Origin of the sequence: Curtobacterium flaccumfaciens UCD-AKU (assembly GCF_000349565.1) — a bacterium.
GTDB classification, from domain to species: Bacteria; Actinomycetota; Actinomycetes; order Actinomycetales; family Microbacteriaceae; genus Curtobacterium; species Curtobacterium poinsettiae.
Window position 1 is genome coordinate 14,059 of sequence record NZ_APJN01000018.1, and the last position, 16,674, is coordinate 30,732.

General features: G+C 69.9%; 13 protein-coding genes. 3 read left to right on the forward strand and 10 right to left on the reverse strand.

Annotated features, from left to right (window positions below; all coding sequences use genetic code 11):
• Positions 1–27: 27 nt before the first annotated feature.
• From H489_RS20340 to H489_RS20350, 3 genes are all read right to left on the reverse strand, one after another.
• Positions 28–2,019 (reverse strand): LamG-like jellyroll fold domain-containing protein, encoded by a 1,992-nt coding sequence (locus tag H489_RS20340; protein WP_017885461.1) that lies wholly within the window; start codon positions 2,017–2,019, stop codon positions 28–30.
• Between the two features lie 99 nt (positions 2,020–2,118).
• A complete protein-coding gene (locus H489_RS20345; RefSeq protein ID WP_017885462.1) occupies positions 2,119–4,566 on the reverse strand; it encodes an ATP-dependent helicase in 2,448 nt (815 codons plus the stop codon).
• A gap of 12 nt (positions 4,567–4,578) precedes the next feature.
• Positions 4,579–5,589 carry a glycerophosphodiester phosphodiesterase family protein gene (locus H489_RS20350; RefSeq protein ID WP_017885463.1) on the reverse strand — a complete coding sequence of 337 codons (1,011 nt, stop codon included), beginning with the start codon at positions 5,587–5,589 and terminating at the stop codon, positions 4,579–4,581.
• Between the two features lie 106 nt (positions 5,590–5,695).
• On the opposite strand from H489_RS20350, the gene H489_RS20355 reads away from it, so the two are divergent.
• Both H489_RS20355 and H489_RS20360 read left to right on the forward strand, forming a co-directional pair.
• The gene (locus H489_RS20355) at positions 5,696–6,691 is read left to right on the forward strand and encodes a DUF817 domain-containing protein (RefSeq protein ID WP_017885464.1); all 996 of its coding nucleotides are present in this window, start codon (positions 5,696–5,698) and stop codon (positions 6,689–6,691) included.
• A gap of 31 nt (positions 6,692–6,722) precedes the next feature.
• On the forward strand, positions 6,723–7,595 hold the full coding sequence (locus H489_RS20360) for a Bax inhibitor-1/YccA family protein (RefSeq protein WP_017885465.1): 873 nt from the start codon (positions 6,723–6,725) through the stop codon (positions 7,593–7,595).
• 344 nt (positions 7,596–7,939) lie between these two features.
• On the opposite strand, the gene guaA is transcribed toward H489_RS20360, so the two are convergent.
• Genes guaA through H489_RS20385 form a run of 5 tightly spaced genes read right to left on the reverse strand, consistent with a single transcriptional unit; the run spans position 7,940 to position 12,741 of the window.
• Positions 7,940–9,520, reverse strand: coding sequence for a glutamine-hydrolyzing GMP synthase (gene guaA / locus H489_RS20365; protein WP_017885466.1), 1,581 nt, complete (start codon positions 9,518–9,520; stop codon positions 7,940–7,942).
• Complete coding sequence (locus tag H489_RS20370; RefSeq protein WP_017885467.1) at positions 9,517–9,963, reverse strand: DUF3817 domain-containing protein; 447 nt, start codon at positions 9,961–9,963, stop codon at positions 9,517–9,519. The genes guaA and H489_RS20370 overlap by 4 nt, the downstream gene beginning before the upstream one ends.
• A 10-nt stretch (positions 9,964–9,973) precedes the next feature.
• On the reverse strand, positions 9,974–10,750 hold the full coding sequence (locus tag H489_RS20375) for an SURF1 family cytochrome oxidase biogenesis protein (RefSeq protein ID WP_017885468.1): 777 nt from the start codon (positions 10,748–10,750) through the stop codon (positions 9,974–9,976).
• Between the two features lie 5 nt (positions 10,751–10,755).
• Positions 10,756–12,207: a cation:proton antiporter gene (locus tag H489_RS20380; protein WP_017885469.1), complete on the reverse strand. Its 1,452-nt coding sequence runs from the start codon at positions 12,205–12,207 to the stop codon at positions 10,756–10,758.
• Between the two features lie 3 nt (positions 12,208–12,210).
• Positions 12,211–12,741 carry a cation:proton antiporter regulatory subunit gene (locus H489_RS20385; RefSeq protein ID WP_017885470.1) on the reverse strand — a complete coding sequence of 177 codons (531 nt, stop codon included), beginning with the start codon at positions 12,739–12,741 and terminating at the stop codon, positions 12,211–12,213.
• Positions 12,742–12,816: 75 nt separating this feature from the next.
• Here H489_RS20385 and H489_RS20390 point away from each other — a divergent pair, with 75 nt between their 5' ends.
• On the forward strand, positions 12,817–13,320 hold the full coding sequence (locus tag H489_RS20390; RefSeq protein WP_042539852.1) for a hypothetical protein: 504 nt from the start codon (positions 12,817–12,819) through the stop codon (positions 13,318–13,320).
• Positions 13,321–13,561: 241 nt separating this feature from the next.
• On the opposite strand, the gene H489_RS20395 is transcribed toward H489_RS20390, so the two are convergent.
• Together H489_RS20395 and H489_RS20400 are read right to left on the reverse strand one after the other, a co-directional pair.
• Positions 13,562–15,448, reverse strand: coding sequence for a glycerol-3-phosphate dehydrogenase/oxidase (locus tag H489_RS20395; protein WP_017885472.1), 1,887 nt, complete (start codon positions 15,446–15,448; stop codon positions 13,562–13,564).
• 62 nt (positions 15,449–15,510) lie between these two features.
• On the reverse strand, positions 15,511–16,629 hold the full coding sequence (locus H489_RS20400) for a GuaB3 family IMP dehydrogenase-related protein (RefSeq protein ID WP_017885473.1): 1,119 nt from the start codon (positions 16,627–16,629) through the stop codon (positions 15,511–15,513).
• Between the last annotated feature and the right edge of the window lie 45 nt (positions 16,630–16,674).

The following is a 16,674-nucleotide window of genomic DNA, read 5'->3' on the forward strand; positions in this document are numbered from 1 at the left end:
CGTGTCAGACGGCCGTCTGTCGGGTCGTCAGGCGTTCATGAACTCGCTCGGTTGCAGTGCCCGGCCGACGATGCGCACGTCACCGATCGACCCGACGAACACGTTGTCGAGCTTGCCGCCGTAGCGGTACCCGCCGAGCAGCCACGGCTTGCCGATCGTGCTCAGACCGCGGTTCTGGGTGGACGGGTTCCGCACGACCGGGCACCCGTCGACGTAGAGCACGGTGTGCGTCCCGTCGTTCACCACGGCCACGTGCCACCAGGCTCCGAGCGGCAGCTCGTGCCCCCAGTTCGTCAACGATCCGTCCTGGCTCGTCGGGTACACGCACCACTGCAGTTCGCGGTCCCCCGACAGGCTCAGGGTCACCGCGGGTTCGTCCGGGTCGCCGTCGGCTCCGGTCGCCTTCCCCGCCTGGCCGGCGCTCGAGTACTGCGACAGCAGGGCGCTGAACCCGTTCGTGCTCGGGTCGAAGGTGGTCGGCAGCGCGAAGAACGCCTCGACCGTGTACCCGCGAGGGAAGTGGGTGCGGTTGAGCGGCGCCGCCCGGACGGTCTGCAGGTGGTCGCCCCCGGTCTTGCCACCCTGCAGCGCGAGGCTGCCGGCACCCGGCTGGTCGGGGTGGTGCGCGGCGGTCCAGCGCAACGCCCCGGCGACGGCGCCGGTCCGGCGGGCGACCACCAGGTCGTTGCCCTTGCCGCTCTGGTCGCGCACCCGCGTGGTCGGCGCGAGCGCCGCCCCGTCCGGGTTGCCGTCGAACCGCCAGTACGCGAGCGTCCCCGGTACCAGCATGCGTGCCGCCGGCCGGGAGGCCCGTGGTGCGACCGGCGCGAAGCCCGCGAAGCGCGCCTCGAAGTCCACTGCCATGGTGAAGCGGTCGACGTCACCGCTGAGGTTGACCTCCTGGGCGGCGAGCTCGTTCGCCTCGCCGAGCCCGCCGGCGAGCAGGAACGGCGACAGCGTCTCGACGTCGATGACGTTCCGTTCGAGGTCGACGTGGTACAGCCGGATCATGGCCGCCCCGCCGTAGTACCGGTTCTGGTAGTTGGTCAGGTGCAGGGCGACGTCGTGTCCCACCGCGTTCTTCGCCGTCGTGCGGCCCGGCCCCCAGTAGTGGCCGTTGAGCGTCAGGAACACCTGGTCGTGCTTCGTGATGAAGGAGTCCCAGAGCTGCTGCCCGTAGGGGTCGAACGCCGCCCCGCCGTCGGCGTCCGAGTCGACGATGGCGTGCGTCGTGAGGATCACCGGCGAGTGCGGCCGGGCTGCGAGCACGGAGCTGGCCCAGGCGAGGCCGCTCGCGCTCGTCCGCCAGTCGAGGGCCAGGACGACCCACTCGCGGCCGGCCGCGGTGAACCGGTGGGCGGTGTTGTAGCCGTCGGGGCTCGAACCGATCCAGCCCGGGGCCTTCCGGAACCGCTGCGGACCGAACACGTCGAGGTACGGGGTGCGGCCGCGTTGGTCGTCGGTCGACGAGTCGACGTCGTGGTTGCCGGCGAGCACGCTGTAGGGCGCTCCGGCACGGTCGAGCACGTCGAAGACCTCGCCGGACGCGCGCATCTCGGACGCCGCACCGTTCTGGGTCAGGTCGCCGAGGTGCACGAGGAACACCGTGTTGTGCCGGGCCTGCTCGCGCACGACGTACTCGAGCGAGGCGCGCATCGGGGCCTGGTCGACCGCGGCACCGTCGAACATGTACTGGGTGTCCGGCATCACCGCGACGGTGAAGCGCGGCGAGGTCGTGTCGGGTCGCCACGGACCGGTGCGCCCACGTGCCACCGCCTGCTGGGCCGCGATGCCGGACCCGCCGAGGGCCGCCGGGGTGACGGCGGGGGCTGCGGTCAGCGCGTCGGCGACGGCCGGGGCGCTGCCGAAACCGTTCGACGCCACGAGGCCTGCGGCGCCGGCCAGTCCGGACCCGACCAGGAAGCCACGGCGGGAGACCGGGATGCGCTTGCTGCGATCGTCGGCGGGGGCTGCTGCACCGTCGTGGGCGGCTTCGTGGTCGTCAGGGCTGTTCTGCACAGCACCGCACCGTACGGTCCGCGGGGGAACGCCCCGGGTCCGTCCCGTGAACACCAGACCGGCCGCTGCTGCCGGTTCGGTGTGGACCGGTGAGGGCTCCTACAGCTTCTCGATCGGGGCGATCTTGATGAGGAGCTTCTTGCGGCCCGCGGAGTCGAACGCGATCTCGGCGATGCGCTTGGCACCCTGCCCCGTCACCGCGGACACCGTGCCCTCGCCGAAGTCGACGTGCTTGATGCGGTCGCCGGCGACGAGTTCCATGTCCCCGTTGTCGCGCACCTGGCCGGACACCCGGTTCGCCCACTCGGTCTTCGGACGGGTCTTCGAGGCTGCTGCTGCACGGTCGTACGATCCGCCGCCCCAGCCACCACCACCGCGGTAGCCACCGCCGCCGCCACCACCGTTGAAGCCACCGTCGCGCTTGGCGTTCAGGGCCCGGGGCTGCGTGCCACCGCGGCTGTTCGCCATGCCCGGCGACTGCTTCCACTCGATGAGCCCCTCGGGGATCTCCTGCAGGAAGCGCGACGGCATCGCCACGTTGACGTCGCCGAACTGCGCACGGGTCATCGCGAGCGACAGGAACAGGACCTTCTTGGCGCGGGTGATGCCGACGTAGAACAGCCGGCGCTCTTCCGACGGACCACCGGGTTCGTTGGCGGACATCCGGTGCGGGAGCAGGTCTTCCTCGACACCGGTCAGGAACACCGCGTCGTACTCCAGGCCCTTCGCGGTGTGCAGGGTCATCAGCGAGACCGTGCCCGAGGAGTCGTCGAGCTCGTCCGCCGCTGCGACCAACGAGACCTCGGTCAGGAAGTCCGACAGGGTGCCCTCGGGGTTGTTCTTCTGGAACTCACGCGTCACGGCCACGAGCTCGTCGATGTTGTCGGCGCGGGCGGCGTCCTGCGCGTCGGGCGACTTCCGCAGGTTGTCGAGCAGCCCGGAGCCGTCGAGCAGCTGCGTCAGGGTGTCGACCACCGGTTGCGTCTGCGCCTTCTCGGACACGGCGTCGAGCAGCGCCGCGAACTCCGTGATGGCGTTCCGCACCTTCGGCCCGAACCCGAGTTCACCCGCGTGCCGCAGGGCGTCGCGCATCGTGGTCTCGTGCTCGTCGGCGTAGCGCTGCAGCGTGGTCTCGGTGACCGACCCGATGCCGCGCTTCGGCACGTTGAGGATGCGGCGCAGGGCCATCGGGTCGGCCGGGTTGGCGACCGTGATCAGGTACGCCATGGCGTCCTTGATCTCGGCGCGCTCGTAGAACTTGGTGCCGCCGAGCACCCGGTACGGGATCGCCGCACGGATGAAGATCTCCTCCAGCGCACGGGTCTGCGAGTTGGTCCGGTAGAACACCGCCATGTCGCGGTAGTCCATGCCGTCTTCCCGCAGGCGCTGGATCTCGTCGGCGACGAACTGCGCCTCGTCGTGGCCGGTGTACCCGGTGAAGCCGACGATCTTCTCGCCGGCACCGACATCGGTGAACAGGCTCTTCGCCTGGCGGTCGAAGTTGTTCGCGATGACGGCGTTCGCGGCGTCGAGGATGTTCTGCGTCGACCGGTAGTTCTGCTCGAGCAGGATCGTCTTGGAGTTCGGGAAGTCCCGCTCGAACTCGACGATGTTGCGGATGTCCGCCCCGCGGAAGGCGTAGATCGACTGGTCGGAGTCACCGACCACCGTCAGGGACGCGGGCGCGATCGAGCCGTCGGTCTCGCGCATCCGGGCGACGTGCTGCCCGGAGTCCTCGAGCTTGTCGACCTGTTCGACCGGCACCGGGCGGGTGAGCTCACGGATCAGGGCGTACTGGGCGTGGTTCGTGTCCTGGTACTCGTCGACCAGGATGTACCGGAAGCGCCGCTGGTACAGGGCGGCGACGTCCGGGAAGGCGCGGAACAGGAACACCGTCTGGCCGATGAGGTCGTCGAAGTCGAACGCGTTCGCCCGGCGGAGCTCGTTCGTGTAGCGCCGGAACACCTCGGTGAACATGACTTCCTGCGGGTCGTTCACGTTGATGTTGCGCGCGTAGGTGTCGATGTCCTGCAGCTCGTTCTTGAGCTTCGAGATCTTCGACGCCGCGGCACCCACGGTCAGCCCGAGGGAGTCGGCTTCGAGCTCCTTGATGATCCGCTTCAGCAGCGCCTTGGAGTCGGCGGAGTCGTAGATCGTGAACGACTGCGGGAACCCGAACCGCTCGGCTTCGCGCCGCAGGATGCGCACGCACGCCGAGTGGAAGGTGGAGATCCACATCCCCTCGGCCTCGCCGCCCACCAGCGCCCGGACACGCTCGCGCATCTCGGCGGCGGCCTTGTTCGTGAACGTGATCGCCAGGATCTGCGACGGCCAGGCTTCGCGGTTGGCGAGCAGCAGCGCGATGCGGCGGGTGAGCACGCTCGTCTTGCCGGAACCGGCACCGGCCACGATCAGCAGGGACTCGCCGCGGTACTCGACGGCTTCCTTCTGCTGGGGGTTCAGACCCGCGGTGAACGGGTCTTGGTACGCGCGGGCACCGGCGCCCGGTTCGGGCGTCGATTCGAAGGGGTCGAGCACGATCGTCATGTCCGGAACAGTCTAGGCGGGACCCCCGACAGCGGACCGGGCGAGCACCGCCAGGTCCGTGTGGTCGGCGAACACGCCGTCGAGTCCGGTGCGGATGACCGAGGTGAACCAGCGTTCCCAGTCGCCGAAGGCCGCGACGTCCCCGCCGCGACGCAACGGCGACGGCAGGAACCGGTTCTCCGGCCGGAGGGTCCACGTGTACACCGCGAGCCCGGCGGCGTGGGCACGGTCGACGATCGCGCTGCGCACCGGCGTCGGGTCGTCGAGCGCGACGCTGTCCACGCCGGCCATCAGGGTGCCGAGGTCGACGCTGATGCCGTGGAACTCGGTTGCGAACGACGCGAGCGCGTCCTCGGAGCGCTCGGCGGCGTAGGTCGGGGCGAGCGCCCCGTGGGACGCGACCTCGTCCGCGGCGCTGCCACGGGCCTCCTGGAGGTACACGAGCCGACCACCGGTCGCCCGCTCGCGCAGGTCCCGCAACACGCCCTTCTCGAAGCTCTCCACCGTCAGCCGCTCGTCCTGCCGCCACCCGGCCTCGCCGAGCGTGGCGTCGACGAGCTCGCCCATCGGGAACCCGGCGCGGTCGAAGGACGCGGCGTGCTTGACCTCGGCGACGAGCCCGACCGGGCGGGGCGCCGCGTCGAGGATCGCGAGCAGGTCGACGAACCGCAGGATCGGCTGCGCGCCGTCGTGCTCGGCGGATCCCGGGCGCAGCGCGGGCAGGCGCTCGCGGGTGCGGAGCGTCTGCAGCTGCGCCCACGTGAAGTCCTCGGTGAACCAGCCCGTCAGCGTCTGGCCGTCGACGGTCTTCGTCGTGCGCAGGTGCCGGAACTCGGCGTGGTCGGCGACGTCCGTGGTGCCCGAGACCTCGTTCTCGTGCCGGAGCACCAGGACGCCGTCCTTCGTGGGCACGAGGTCCGGTTCGATCGCGTCGGCGCCGAGTTCGATGGCCAGGTCGTACGCGCTCCGCGAGTGCTCGGGGCGGTAGCCGGACGCGCCGCGGTGGGCGATCACGAGGGTCATGGCGCGACCCTACTTGCCCGGGATGACGAGCGGGCCACCTGTGTCGCGGGACACACTCGTCGCGCCGGGGACCGCCGTTCCCAGCGCCGACGCCGAGCATCACCGCATGACCGTCCGATCGCTCTCCACCGCCGTCGAGGCCCGGATCGACCGGGCCGCACGCCGTGTGCTCGACGCCGGGCACCGACCGCACCGACCCGTCCGCGTGTTCGTCACCGAGTTCCTGGTGTTCGGTGCGAAGCAGGCCTGGGCGTGTGCGTTCGGGGCGCTGCTGCTCGCGACGATGGCCCTCGGGCACCTGACCGTGCCGGCCCCGATGCGGAACGACGTCCTGACGACCGCGGCCGTGCTGCTGCAGGTCGGCATGCTCGTGTTCGGGCTCGAGACCGTACGGGAACTCCGGGTGGTGGTGCTGTTCCACGTCGTCGGCACCGTGATGGAGGTGTTCAAGACCCACATGGGCTCGTGGACCTACGAACCCGGAGGGCTGCTCGTCGTCGCCGGGGTGCCGCTGTTCTCGGGGTTCATGTACGGGGCCGTCGGGTCGTACATGGTCAGGGTCCACCGGCTGTTCGACCTGCGGTTCGACCGGTACCCGCGGCAGTGGCTGCTGGCGGTCGTCGCGGGCGGCGTCTACCTGAACTTCTTCGGACACCACTTCGTCGCCGACGCAAGGTATGTCCTGCTGGCGCTCGTGCTGCTGCTCTTCGCCCGCACCACCATGGACGTCCGGATCCACCGGGCGACGATGCGGATGCCCGTGCTCGTCGCGATGGGGTTGGTGGCCGTGTTCGTCTGGGCAGCCGAGAACGTCGCGACCTGGGCCGGGGCGTGGAGCTACCCGGCGCAGCTCGCCGCCTGGCACCCGGTGGCCCCGACGAAGATCGTGGCGTGGTTCCTGCTCATGACGATCTCGGTCGCGCTCGTGACCTGGTTGTACCCGGCGTCACCCGCGGGCTCCCCGCGCTCGACGGCGGACTCTCGACGTCTTCGAGGCGCGCGTGCAGCGGGCGACCCTAGGCTTCCCTCGTCGGGGCCCGCTGGGCCCGCGTCCGCTCGCCGCGAATCCTCAGCCTTCCGCGACCGAGCGCACCTAGGCTGAGAGGACTCGAATCTCCTAGGAAGAGGACACCATGGCCTTCAAGCCCGGTTTCGACCAGTCCCCCGCCTTCAACGCACAGGGGGCAAACACCTGGGGCGGGCGCGGTGCTGGTCAGCAGCAGGCCGGCTGGGGACAGACCCCGCAGCAGGCACAGGGCGGCATGACCCCCGAGCAGCTGCAGTACATGTACGACCGCCCGACTGCGTCCCCGGTGGACACCGACCGCATGTCGTACGAAGACACCATCGTCAAGACGCTGCTCGCGTTCGGCGTGCTCGTCGTCGGTGCGGTGGCCGGTTGGAACCTGCCGCCGGCCGTCTGGGTCGTCGGCGCGCTCGTCGGGTTCGTCCTGGCGCTCGTCAACACCTTCAAGAAGAAGCCGTCGCCGGGTCTGATCCTGACGTACGCGTTCTTCGAGGGGCTGTTCGTCGGCGGTATCTCGAACTACTTCCAGACTGCGTTCCCCGAAGCTGACGGCATCGTCGCGCAGGCGGTGTTCGGCACGCTCGGTGTGTTCTTCGTCACCCTGCTGCTGTTCCGCTCCGGCAAGGTCCGCGCGACCCCGAAGGCCACGCGCTTCTTCCTGATCGCGATGGTCGGGTACATGGCGTTCTCGCTCGTCAACCTGGTCCTGATGTGGACCGGCGTGACGCAGAGCGCGTTCGGCCTGATGGGCGTGACGCTCTTCGGCATCCCGCTCGGTGTGCTCATCGGCATCTTCGTGGTCGTCATGGCGGCGTACTCGCTGATCCTCGACTTCGACCAGATCAAGACCGGTGTCGAGCGCGGCGCACCCCGCATCTACGCCTGGACCGCGGCGTTCGGCCTGATCGTGACGCTCGTCTGGCTGTACCTCGAGATCCTGCGCATCCTCGCCATCATCGCGAGCAGCTCGCGCAACTAGAACCACCGCACACACGAAGGGCCCCGGCGCTGCCGAGGCCCTTCGTCGTTCCCGGGCCGGTGGTCGGCGACGGCCGGGGCGGTGGCGGTGGCGGGAGGCAGTGGCGGTGGCGGCGGCGGTCCCGGGTGGTCACAACACCCCGCCGGTCGCCCGCCGAGTGGTCACGAAGCGTCGCCGGAGCCGGGGCCAGTCGACACTTCGTGACCCCTCGGCACCGGGCCCGCGGGGTGTTGTGACCACTCAACGACCCCGTCAGCACCGCCCGCCGCTCCGGCAGCGCCCCCGGACGCACGAAGGCCCGGCACGCGTGACGCGTACCGGGCCTCCCGTCGCTCAGGGGAGCCCTACTCCCACTCGATCGTCCCCGGCGGCTTCGACGTGACGTCGAGCACGACCCGGTTGACGTCGGGCACCTCGTTCGTGATGCGGTTCGAGATCTTCGCCAGGGTGTCGTACGGCAGACGCGTCCAGTCGGCGGTCATGGCGTCCTCGGACGAGACCGGACGGAGCACGATCGGGTGGCCGTAGGTCCGGCCGTCGCCCTGCACGCCCACGGAGCGGACGTCGGCGAGCAGCACGACCGGGCACTGCCAGATCTCCTCGTCGAGGCCGGCCGCGGTGAGTTCTTCGCGGGCGATCTTGTCGGCCGCGCGGAGCAGTTCGAGCCGGTCCTTCGTGACCTCGCCGACGATGCGGATGCCGAGGCCGGGCCCGGGGAACGGCTGGCGACCGACGATGACCTCGGGCAGGCCGAGCTCGCGACCGACGGCACGGACCTCGTCCTTGAACAGGGTGCGCAGCGGCTCGACGAGCTCGAACGTCATGTCCTCGGGCAGGCCGCCGACGTTGTGGTGCGACTTGATGTTCGCGGTGCCCGCTCCGCCGCCGGACTCGACGACGTCCGGGTAGAGCGTGCCCTGCACGAGGAACTTGACCTCGGCATCGGAGTCGGACGCCTGGGCCTCGAGCACGAGCGCCTCGGCTGCGCCCTCGAACGTGCGGATGAACTCGCGCCCGATGATCTTGCGCTTCTGCTCGGGGTCGCTCACGCCGGCGAGGGCGTCGAGGAACTGCTGCTCGGCGTCGATCGTGATGAGCCGGACACCGGTGGAGGCGACGTAGTCCTCTTCCACCTGCTTGCGCTCGTCGGCCCGCAGGAGTCCGTGGTCCACGAAGACGCAGGTGAGCTGGTCGCCGACGGCCTTGTGCACCAGGGCTGCGGCGACGGCGGAGTCGACACCACCGGAGAGACCGGCGATGACCCGTGCGGAGCCGACCTGCTCGCGGATGCGGGCGACCTGCTCCTCGATGACGTTGCTGGAGTTCCAGTCGCCGGGCAGGCCCGCGGCACGGTGCAGGAAGTTCTCGAGCACGGCCTGGCCGTACACGGAGTGCTTGACCTCGGGGTGCCACTGCACGCCGTAGAGCTTGCGCTCGTCGGACGCGAACGCCGCGACGGGCGTCGATGCGCTCGAGGCGAGCACCTCGAAGCCGGCCGGTGCCTTGGCCACGGAGTCGCCGTGCGACATCCACGTCACCTGGTCCGCCGGCTGGTCGCCGAGCAGAGTGCTGGTGCCGGGGGCGAGGGTCACGTCGGTGGCGCCGTACTCGCGCAGCCCGGTGTTCGCGACCTCGCCACCGAGGGCGGTCGCCATGGCCTGGAAGCCGTAGCAGATGCCGAGCACGGGGACGCCGAGGTCGAGGATGTCACCGTCGAGGGACGGCGCGCCTTCTTCGTACACGGACGACGGACCACCGGACAGCACGATGGCCGCCGGGTCCTTGGCGCGGATCTCGTCCGCGGTGATGGAGTGCGGCACGATCTCGCTGTAGACGTTCGCTTCACGGACCCGACGCGCGATGAGCTGCGCGTACTGGGCCCCGAAGTCGACGACGAGGACGGGACGCTGTTCGGTCTCGCTCACCGAGCGGCCTCCTTCTCACGCTGCTGGGCAGCGATCAGCTCGTGGTAGGTGTCCATGGCCCGCTGCTGCATGCGGTGTTCGACCACGAAGGACATGAACGGGATGATGCCCCCGAGGGCGATGAGCAGGAAGCGCGACGGCCTCCAGCGCATGATGCTCCACAGACGGAAGTCCGTGAAGAGGTAGAGCACGTACAGCCAGCCGTGGGCGATGAGGATCGCGATCGACAGGTTGAACGTGCCCGGGGTCTCGCCCGCCGTGCCGTTGGGCACGAAGAACGGACCGTTGCCGAGCTGCATCTCGAGCTGCAGCGGCGTGTACTTGATGATGACCTCGACCACCAGGGCGAGCAGCAGCACACCGGTGATGTACGCCGAGACGCGGTACCACTTCACCGCCCCCGGGATCTTGGGGATGTCACGGGTTCGGACGGTCAGGGCCATGCCGGCAATCCTACCGTCGGAGCGCGTCGGCTTCGGTGGCGAGCGCTGCCTCGCGCTCCTCTTCCTGCTCGCGCTCCCAGGCGTCCTTCACGAACCGGTACCAGAGGAACACGGCGAAGCCGGCGAAGACGACCCACTCGATCGCGTAGAACAGGTTGAGCCAGTCGAACTGGACCTCGCGCGACGGTGCACGGTCGGCGATGGTGCCGAGGTCGGCGGCCTTCGCGGTGGTGCCGTCGGCGACGACGTACCCGAGGTACATGCGGTCGTCGAAGGCCTGCCAGGTGTTCACGAACCGGGCGGGGGCGACTGCGGAGTACTCGCCCTTCTTGTAGGCGTCCTGGTCGGGCGACTCCGCCGGGTAGTAGCGGCCCTGGATCGTGAGCGTCTGGCCGTCCGCCAGGCGCTCGCCCCCGGCGACGGCGGCCGACCGCTGGTCGGACCACCCGATGACGACCGGGAGGCTCGCCCCACCATCCGAGTCCACCAGGTGCCCGACGGTCTGGTACTTCCCACCCCCGGTGCGGCCGGTCAGGACGGTGGTGTCGTCGGCGACGAAGGTCCCGGTGACGGTCACCTTCTGCCCGGCGAGGCTCTCGCTGACGGGGCGTTCGGGGGTCGTGACCGCCTCGAGCGTGCGGCGGGTCTCGGTGGTCGCCGGCAGGGGCTTGCCGTTGGCGATGGACCGCTCGAGCTGCCACTTGCCCAGCCCGGCGAACACCGCCGCCAGCACGAGCGCCAGCAACAGCAGCGCGATCCACCTCGGTCGTCGGGCAACGGCCCACATCTGTATCAGTACTCCGGATCGCGCTGTCGGACCGGGCGTTCGGGGCGCTCGGCGGGGATCTCGACCGGCGACGTCACGGGTGCGGACGTCGGCTCGGACCCCTCATTGTCTCGCTCGTCCCTGCCAGCGGCCTCCACGAGGGCGAACTCCTCGGCGAACTGGCGATCCCGCTCGGCCTTCCGTGCCGCGGCGGTGGCGTCCGCCTCGGCCTCGGCTGCTTCGGCGCTCTCGGCGGCGGCTGCCGCGGCGACGGCACGTCGGCCGCCCAGGCGTCCGCGCAGGCGGATGAGCCGGCCCGGGCGCACCACGAGGCGGCCGATCCGGTCCGAGTTCACCGCGAGCAGCGGCCCGAGGACCGCCATGCAGAGGACGTAGAGGCCCGCGAAGGCGGTGATCCGCGCCTCCAGCCCGGCGGCAGCCGACAGCGTCGCGAGGATCAGCGCGAACTCGCCGCGGTTCACCAGGATGACGGCGGTGTTGATGCCCTGCTGGACGTTGAAGCCGTTCATCCGCGCGACGATCTGGCCGGCGACCGCGTTGAGCACGATGGTCATGCCGATGGCGCCGAGGACGGGCCAGAGCACCTCGCCGAAGGTCGACAGGTCGAGACCGAGCCCGAAGTTCACGAAGAAGAACGCCGCGAAGACGTCGCGCATCGGCAGGGCGAGCCGTTCGATGCGGTCGCGGTACCGGGTCGCTCCGCAGAGCAGGCCGATGACGAAGGCGCCGATGGCGTCGGTCACACCGAGCAGGTCGCCGATGCCGCCGAACATGACCGCGAGTCCGAAGAACAGCACGGTGAACAGCTCGTCGTCACGCGTGGCGAAGATCTTCGAGACCCACTTGCCCGCGAAGCGCGCGAGCGTGAACATCACGATCAGGAACCCGAACGCCAGGGCCAGCTTGCCGACGACGGCCCAGAGGTTGGTGTCGCCGGACAGCACGACGGAGACGATCGCCAGGTACACGGCGATGAAGACGTCCTCGATCACGGTGACGCCGAGGATCATCGGGGTCTCGTCGTTCGCCAGACGGCGGAGTTCGATGAGGAGCTTCGTCACGATGGCGCTCGACGACGTCGCCGTCATGCCCGCGATGATCAGGGCTTCACGGGTGCCCCAGCCGAGCGAGAACCCGAAGGCGAAGCCCACGCCCATGTTGATGACGACGTAGGTGCCGCCCGACACCAGGAGCTTGCCGGCGTTGCCGTAGAACTCCTCTTGGTCGAACTCGAGCCCGAGGTTGAACAGCAGCAGGATGAGCCCGAACGTCGCGATGAGCTCGATCGTGTGGGACTCGACGCTCAGCCCGAACCACGGCGTGTTCGGGCTCGCGACGAGGCCGACCACCATGTAGATCGGGATGGCTGGCAGACCGATGGTCTTGCCGAGTCGGCCCAGGACGTAGGCGATGACGAAGAGCACACCGATGGTGAGCAGCTCACCACCCAGGTGCATGCGCTAGCTCTTCCGCGGGGCCTCGGCCGAGGCGGCCGCAAGCTCTCCGCTGCGGTAGAAGGAGAACGCCTTGGCGACCTTCTCGGGGGATCCGGCCACGACGATGGTGTCACCGGGGAAGACGACGAAGTCCGACGAGGGCGCCGGGTTGGCGCTGTCGCCACGGACCACGGCGACGACGGTCAGGCCGATGAAGCCCGAGTCGTGCAGGTCACCGAGGGGCTTGCCCGCGATGGCGTCGTCGTAGTCGACCGAGAACCAGTCGATGGACAGCCCGGGGATCTCGTCGAGCTTGTCGAGGCCCTCGGTGATCCGGGTGCCGCCGAGCAGTTCGGCGAGGGTGTGCGCTTCGTCTTCGCTGAGACGGAGCGAGACCTTCTCGGACTTGTCCGCGCCGTCGGAGACGTCGGCGAACGAGATGAGGTCGGAGTGCCCCGACCGGTGCGTGATGACACCGCACTTGCCACCGTCGTCGGTGTAGAAGCTGTGCAGCACGCCGACTCCGGGGAGTTTGACGCGATGGACGTCGACCATGATGGCTCCCTCTTCGAGTACCCCGATGATAACCACCCGGTGACCCCGCGCATTCCGCGCACTACTGTTCTGTGGATGGGGAGAACACGGATCGTCGTGGCCGTCGTCGGGGTGCTGGTCGTCGCGCTGTACGCGGCACTGCTCGCGCTGAACGCACTGGTGCTGGACCCGCTCGCCGCGGTCCCCGGTGCGAGCCTGGCCGAGATCCACGCCGAGCTCTCGGAGCAGGGGTTCTCGGTCGGGGCGGACATCGCGACCGTCGTGGGGATCGCCGTCGTCGGCGTCCTGTTCGCCGCGGGACTGTCGGTGCTGCTGCTCATCACCCGGGCGAGGGCGCACGTCATCGCGGCGGTGCTGCTCGCGGTCGTCGTGATGGGGACGCCGATGTCGTTCGTGGCGGCGTTCGCCCTGCAGATGGACGTCGCAGATGCCTACGGGGTCGGCGGCGGTGCCCACACGATCTGGTCGGGCGTGATGTACGTGACGAGCCTCGTCGCGCTGATCGGGATCCCGGTGGTGCTCGTGGTCGGCCAGGCGGTGCACGTGCGCCGTGCGGCCCTGCGGTCGCGCGCCGTCTGACGGACGCACCACGGGCCTCCAGTCCGGTCTTCCGTCCTTCCGGTCTTCCGGTCTTCCGTCCTGGAGGCGCGGGTGGACTCCGCAAGACGCCGTCGTCTCGTCGAGACGCCTCGTCCACCGCGAGACGCCGCCTGATTTGGCGGCGTCTCGGCGACCAGACGGCGTCGACCCGAGACGACGGCGTCTTACGCAACCCGCAGACGCCGGCGTCTCGGTGACACGACGGCGTCTGCGGGCCTCCTCACTCCGGCTCGCTCGTCTTCTCGCCGATGACCTGCTCGTCGGACGCCTTCGCGCCCTCCGCGCCGTCCGAACGGCCGCCACCCACGACCACGTCGTCCTCGTCGAAGCCGAACGCGATGTCCGGGGCCTCGAGCCGCACGCGGTCCGCGCTCTCGTCGTCGGGCTGCAGCTGCGACTCCCGTTCTGCGGCGACGCGCTTCAGGTAGTTCGCGACCTCGTGCTCGGTCGTCTCCTGGTCCCACCCGAGCACGTCCGCCATGAGCTTCGCGGCGACGGGCGCCGCTGACTCGCCGCGGTCCCAGGCCTCGATGGAGATGCGGGTGCGGCGGGCGAGGACGTCCTCCAGGTGCAGGGCGCCCTCGTGCGAGGCGGCGTACACGACCTCGGCGCCGATGTAGTCGTCGGCCCCGGGTAGGGGTTCGGCCAGCGCGGGGTCCTGCTCGACGAGCTGCAGCACCTCGGTCGCGAGGGTGCCGTACCGGTTGAGCAGGTGCTCGATCCGGACCTTGTGCACGTTGCAGCTCCGTGCGGTGCGGGCGCGTCGGTTCCACGCGGCCGGGTAGCCCTCCGCGCCGAGGAGCGGGATGTCCTCGGTCGTCGACTCCGGGATCCTGCCGTCCATGGCAGCGACGGCCTCGTCGATCGCGTCCTTGCCCATCACGCGGTACGTCGTCCACTTGCCGCCGGCGACGACGACGAGCCCGGGCACGGTGTGCGCGACGACGTGTTCGCGGCTGAGCTTCGACGTCTGGTCGGACTCCCCCGCCAGCAGCGGGCGGAGGCCGGCGTAGACGCCCTCGACGTCCTCGCGGGTCAGCGGGACGGCGAGCACCTTGTTGACGTGCTCGAGGATGTAGTCGATGTCCGCCGCGGTCGCCGCCGGGTGCGCCTTGTCGAGGTACCAGTCGGTGTCGGTCGTGCCGATCAGCCAGTGCCGGCCCCACGGGATGACGAACAGGACGCTCTTCTCGGTGCGCAGGATCATGCCCGTGTTCGACTGGAACCGGTCGCGCGGGATGACGAGGTGCACGCCCTTCGACGCCCGCACCTTGAACTGCCCGCGGGTGCCGATCATCGCCTGGGTGTCGTCGGTCCAGACACCGGTGGCGTTGACGACCTGCTTCGCGCGGATCTCGAACCGCTCACCGGTCTGGATGTCGTGTGCCTGCGCGCCGACCACGCGCTCTCCGACCTTGATGAATCCCTCGATGCGGACGCGGCTCGCCGCCTCGGCACCGTACGAGGCCGCGGTGCGCACGAGCGACGCGACGTAGCGCGCGTCGTCGACCTGGGCGTCGTAGTACGTCATGCCGCCGACGAAGGCGTCCTTCTTGAGCCCGGGCATGTTCCTGAGCACCTGCTTCCGGCTGAGGTGCCGGTGGTGCGGGACGCCGGGCGGACGGCCGCCGGACCAGCTGAACACGTCGTACATCGCCATGCCGATGCCGATGTAGAAGCGCTCCCAGACCCGGTGGTTGAGCGGGTAGAGGAAGCGCACGGGCTTCACCAGGTGCGGGGCGATGCGCTGCAGCAGCAGCCCGCGTTCGATGAGGGCTTCGCGGACGAGTGCGAAGTTGAGCTGCTCGAGGTACCGGATGCCGCCGTGCACGAGCTTCGACGAACGGCTCGACGTCCCCGAGCCCCAGTCACGGGCCTCGACGATGCCGACGCTGAGGCCGCGGGTCACGGCGTCGAGCGCACTGCCCGCACCGACGATGCCGCCGCCGACGACCAGGACGTCGAGTTCCTTGGTCTTCAGCGTCTCGATCGCGGCCGCACGTTCGTCCGGCCCGAGCTTCGCCGTGGGGTCGAACCCCACGCCGGGCGCGACGTCACGCGGACGTCCGGCCGTGCTGGTCTGCTTCGTCGTGCTGGACTTCGCCATCGTCGCCTCCGGGTCACGGTCGGCGCCGTGGCGTCACCCGGAGCAGTGTCCGGGTGCCACCGTCACTGGTGGTACGGCGCCACGACCACTTCTACTCGCTGGAACTCCTTGGCGTCGGAGTATCCGGTCGTCGCCATCGAGCGGCGCAGGGCACCGACCAGGTTGGCGCGGCCGTCGTGGGTCGGCGTCGGTCCGTTCAGGACGTTCTCGAGCGGGGCGATCGTGCCCACCTCGACCCGGCGGCCACGCGGCAGCTCGGGGTGGTGCGCCTCGGCACCCCAGTGGTAGCCGCCACCCGGGGCCTCGGTCGCACGGGCCAGCGCGGTGCCGAGCATGACGGCGTCGGCGCCGACGGCGATGGCCTTGACGATGTCGCCCGCGGTGTCGAGCCCGCCGTCGGCGATGACGTGCACGTAGCGGCCGCCCGACTCGTCGAGGTAGTCGCGACGGGCACCTGCGACGTCCGCGACGGCGGTGGCCATCGGGGCGTGGATGCCGAGTGCGGCACGGGTGGTCGACGCTGCGCCGCCACCGAAGCCGACGAGCACACCGGCGGCACCGGTGCGCATGAGGTGCAGCGCCGACGTGTAGGTCGAGGCGCCGCCCACGATCACCGGGACGTCCAGCTCGTAGATGAACTTCTTGAGGTTGAGGGGTTCCTCGGTCTGGGAGACGTGCTCCGCCGAGACCGTGGTGCCGCGGATGACGAACAGGTCGACACCGGCGTCGACGACCGTCTTCGAGAACTCCTGGGTGCGCTGCGGGCTGAGCGAACCGGCGACCGGCACCCCGGCTGCGCGGATCTCGGCCAGGCGGGCGGTGATCAGCTCGGCCTTGATCGGCTCGGAGTAGATCTCCTGCATGCGCTTCGTGACGTTGCCGTCGGTGAGCGACTTGATCTCGTCGTAGTACGGGGTCGGGTCCTCGTAGCGGGTCCACAGACCTTCGAGGTCGAGCACGCCCAGGATGCCGAGCTTGCCCATCTGGATGACCGTCGCGGGCGAGGACACGGAGTCCATCGGTGCCGACAGGATCGGCGACTCGAACGTAAACGCGTCGATCGACCACTGCACGCTGACGTCGCGCGGGTCACGCGTCCGCCTGGAGGGGACCACCGCGATGTCGTCGAACGCGTACGCCCGACGTCCGCGCTTGCCTGCACCGATCTCGACTTCGCTCACCAGGACAGCCTACCGGGCGGGCTCTGCGGCGTGCACGGGCCGGAC

What these genes read in the sequence shown, in the direction of transcription:
- H489_RS20355 (WP_017885464.1), top strand. Translation starts at nt 5,696, where the DNA reads ATGACCGTCCGATCGCTCTCCACCGCCGTCGAGGCCCGGATCGACCGG.
- H489_RS20345 (WP_017885462.1), bottom strand. Translation starts at nt 4,566, where the DNA reads ATGACGATCGTGCTCGACCCCTTCGAATCGACGCCCGAACCGGGCGCC.
- H489_RS20385 (WP_017885470.1), bottom strand. Translation starts at nt 12,741, where the DNA reads ATGGTCGACGTCCATCGCGTCAAACTCCCCGGAGTCGGCGTGCTGCAC.
- H489_RS20395 (WP_017885472.1), bottom strand. Translation starts at nt 15,448, where the DNA reads ATGGCGAAGTCCAGCACGACGAAGCAGACCAGCACGGCCGGACGTCCG.
- H489_RS20370 (WP_017885467.1), bottom strand. Translation starts at nt 9,963, where the DNA reads ATGGCCCTGACCGTCCGAACCCGTGACATCCCCAAGATCCCGGGGGCG.
- H489_RS20360 (WP_017885465.1), top strand. Translation starts at nt 6,723, where the DNA reads ATGGCCTTCAAGCCCGGTTTCGACCAGTCCCCCGCCTTCAACGCACAG.
- H489_RS20350 (WP_017885463.1), bottom strand. Translation starts at nt 5,589, where the DNA reads ATGACCCTCGTGATCGCCCACCGCGGCGCGTCCGGCTACCGCCCCGAG.
- H489_RS20375 (WP_017885468.1), bottom strand. Translation starts at nt 10,750, where the DNA reads ATGTGGGCCGTTGCCCGACGACCGAGGTGGATCGCGCTGCTGTTGCTG.
- H489_RS20380 (WP_017885469.1), bottom strand. Translation starts at nt 12,207, where the DNA reads ATGCACCTGGGTGGTGAGCTGCTCACCATCGGTGTGCTCTTCGTCATC.
- H489_RS20390 (WP_042539852.1), top strand. Translation starts at nt 12,817, where the DNA reads ATGGGGAGAACACGGATCGTCGTGGCCGTCGTCGGGGTGCTGGTCGTC.